The organism is Actinomadura fibrosa, assembly GCF_900659615.1.
Classification (GTDB): Bacteria; Actinomycetota; Actinomycetes; order Streptosporangiales; family Streptosporangiaceae; genus Spirillospora; species Spirillospora fibrosa.
In genome coordinates this window covers 1-3,067 of record NZ_CAACUY010000476.1, presented here as the reverse complement: position 1 = coordinate 3,067, position 3,067 = coordinate 1, and the positions used below count along the sequence as shown (strand labels likewise).

The following is a 3,067-nucleotide window of genomic DNA, read 5'->3' as shown; positions in this document are numbered from 1 at the left end:
CGGCGAGCAGGCCCGCGAGCCAGCGGTCGAGCTCCCCGGCGCGCGCGGCCCGCGCCGCCGCTAGGGCTGCGCGGGCCGCTTCCGCGTTCGGGGGCGGGTCCCCGGCCGTCCGGTGGGCGAGGGTCACTCCGCTCCCTACAGGGCTTCGGGGCCGGTCTCGCCGGTGCGGACCCGGACCACGGTGTCGACGGGGACGGCCCAGACCTTGCCGTCACCGATCTTGTCGGTGCGGGCCGCCTTGACGATCACGTCGATGATGTCGTCGGCGTCCTCGGCGTCCACGAGGACCTCGACCCGCAGCTTGGGCACCAGGTCGACCTTGTACTCGGCGCCGCGGTACACCTCCGTGTGGCCCTTCTGCCGGCCGTAGCCGCTGGCCTCGCTGACGGTCATGCCCTTGACCCCGAAGGTCTCCAGGGCCGCCTTCACCTCGTCCAGCTTGAACGGCTTGATGACCGCAGTGATCAGTTTCACGCGTCGGCCTCCACCTTCTTCTCAGGGGTCACGCCGCCGAGGACGGTGCGGGTCGCGCCACCGCCGCCGCCCGCGGTGGCGAGATCGTACGCGCTCTCCGCGTGGGTGGTGATGTCGACGCCGGTGGCCTCGTCCTCCTCGTCGAGGCGGAACCCGATCGTCACATCGATGATCTTGCCGATGATCCACGCCATGATGAAGGAGTACAGGCCGATGACGACGGGGCCGAGCGCCTGGAGGCCGAGCTGGTGCGCGCCGCCGCCGTAGAACAGGCCCTTGTGCTGGTCGGGCAGGAACGGGTAGGCGGCGAGGAAGCCGAGCGAGATGGCGCCGATCGCGCCGCCGACGAGGTGGACGCCCACCACGTCGAGGGAGTCGTCGTAGCCGAGCTTGTACTTCAGGCCGACCGCGTAGGCGCAGGCGGTGCCGGCGATCGCGCCGAGGACGATCGCCGCCCACGGGTCGACGAAGCCGCACGCGGGGGTGATGGCGACGAGGCCGGCGACCGCGCCGGACGCGACGCCGAGCGTGGTGGCGTGGCCGTCGCGGATCTTCTCGACGACGATCCAGGCGCCCGCGGCGACGGCGGTGGCGATCTGGGTGTTCATGAAGGCGAGGCCGGTGGTGCCGTCCACGGCCAGCTCCGAGCCGGCGTTGAAGCCGAACCAGCCGAACCACAGGAGGCCGACGCCGAGCAGGACGAACGGGAGGTTGTGCGGGCGCATCGGCTCCTTCGGCCAGCCGCGCCGCTTGCCCAGCACGAACGCGAGCGCGAGTCCCGCGGCTCCGGCGTTGACGTGGACGACGGTGCCGCCGGCGAAGTCCTCGATGCCGAGCTTGTTCAGCCAGCCGGTGCCCCACACCCAGTGCGCCACGGGGAAGTAGACCAGCGTCGCCCAGGCCACGGTGAAGGCGATCCAGGCGCCGAACTTGGCACGGTCCGCGATCGCGCCGCTGATGAGCGCGACGGTGATGATGGCGAACGTCAGCTGGAAGGCCGAGAACACCATCGTCGGAATGTTGTCGCTCTGGTCCGGCAGCAGTCCCTCGGACACCTGGGTGGCGACGTCGTGCAGACCCAGTGCGTCGAATCCGCCGATGAACTTGTTGATGAACGAGCTACCGTTGTCGGTGAACGCGATCGAGTGCCCGTAGAGGACCCAGAGGATGGTGACGCTGATGATGCTCCCGAACGACATCATCATCATGTTCAGGACGCTCTTGGCCCGCGTCATGCCTCCGTAGAAGAAGGCCAGTCCGGGGGTCATGAGCAGCACCAGCGCCGTGGCCGCCAGCATCCAGGCGGTCGCGCCTGTATCGATCTTCATCTCGGGGAGTGCCCCTCCTCGACCGGAAACGTGGACTGCTCAGAGATTCTTGTGCGGCCGTTTCGACCGGACGGCTCCTGTGTTTCGGGAGTGTGAAACCCGGCCCTGCGATGTTTCGCGGGTGTTTCGGAACCCTCACCGTCTTACCCCCGGGGCAATGACGGTCTACTTTTCTCCGAGTAATGTCTTCGCCGGTGCGAAGGGCGTCCGTAAAGGCGGGCGCCCCGCGACCGTAACCGGGGTCGCGGGGCGCGTGCGGGACGGGCGGGAGCTCAGTCGCCGAGGATGGCGTCCACGAAGGCCTCGGGCTCGAACGGGGCCAGGTCGTCCGGTCCCTCGCCGAGGCCGACGAGCTTCACCGGGACGCCGAGTTCGCGCTGCACCTGGACGACGATGCCGCCCTTGGCGGTGCCGTCGAGCTTGGTCAGCACCACGCCGGTGACGTTGACGACCTCGGCGAACACGCGGGCCTGCTGCATGCCGTTCTGCCCGGTCGTGGCGTCCAGGACGAGCAGGACCTCGTCCACCGCGGCCTGCTTCTCCACGACGCGCTTGACCTTGCCGAGCTCGTCCATCAGGCCGGTCTTGGTGTGCAGCCGGCCAGCGGTGTCGACGATCACCACGTCGACCTTGGTGTCGATGCCCTGCTTCACCGCGTCGAACGCGACGCTCGCCGGGTCGGCGCCCTCGCCCTTGCGGACGACCTGCGCGCCGACGCGGTTGCCCCAGGTCTCCAGCTGGTCGGCGGCGGCGGCGCGGAAGGTGTCGGCGGCGCCGAGGAGCACGGTGTGGCCGTCGCCGACGAGGACGCGGGCGAGCTTGCCGCAGGTGGTCGTCTTGCCGGTGCCGTTCACCCCGACGACCATGAGGACGGCGGGCCGGTTGCCGTGCGGCGCGGCCTTCACCGAGCGGTCGAGGTCGGGGCCGATCTGCTTGACCAGCTCGTCCTTGAGCAGCGCCCGGACCTCCTCGGGGGTGCGGGTGCCGAGCACCTGCACCCGGGTGCGCAGGTCGTCGGTGACCTGGCGGGCCACCGAGGCGCCCATGTCGGCGGTGATGAGGGTGTCCTCGATCTCCTCCCAGGCGTCGTCGTCGAGCGTGTCGCGCGACAGGAGCCCGAGGAGGGTCTTGCCGAACGCGTTCTGGGAGCGGGCGAGGCGCGCCCGCAGCCGGACGAGCCGGCCCGCGCCGGGCGGCGGCTGCTCGATCTCGACCGTGGGCGGGGGCGGCGGGGCCTCGGTCGGCGGCGCCCGCTCGATGGTGGG

At 70.6% G+C, this 3,067-nt stretch carries 3 protein-coding genes; all 3 read right to left on the bottom strand.

The features are described from left to right. Positions 1 to 135: 135 nt before the first annotated feature. Positions 136 to 474 carry a P-II family nitrogen regulator gene (locus tag E1300_RS48785; RefSeq protein WP_131764050.1) on the bottom strand — a complete coding sequence of 113 codons (339 nt, stop codon included), beginning with the start codon at positions 472 to 474 and terminating at the stop codon, positions 136 to 138. Continuing rightward, positions 471 to 1,802: an ammonium transporter gene (locus tag E1300_RS48780; RefSeq protein ID WP_131764049.1), complete on the bottom strand. Its 1,332-nt coding sequence runs from the start codon at positions 1,800 to 1,802 to the stop codon at positions 471 to 473. The genes E1300_RS48785 and E1300_RS48780 overlap by 4 nt, the downstream gene beginning before the upstream one ends. A gap of 272 nt (positions 1,803 to 2,074) precedes the next feature. Continuing rightward, positions 2,075 to 3,067, bottom strand: a 993-nt coding sequence (gene ftsY / locus E1300_RS48775; RefSeq protein ID WP_131764048.1) for a signal recognition particle-docking protein FtsY, incomplete at its 5' end; no start/stop codon positions are given.

Coding starts and splice junctions, on each gene's coding strand:
- E1300_RS48780 (WP_131764049.1), bottom strand. CDS start 1,802: ATGAAGATCGATACAGGCGCGACCGCCTGGATGCTGGCGGCCACGGCG.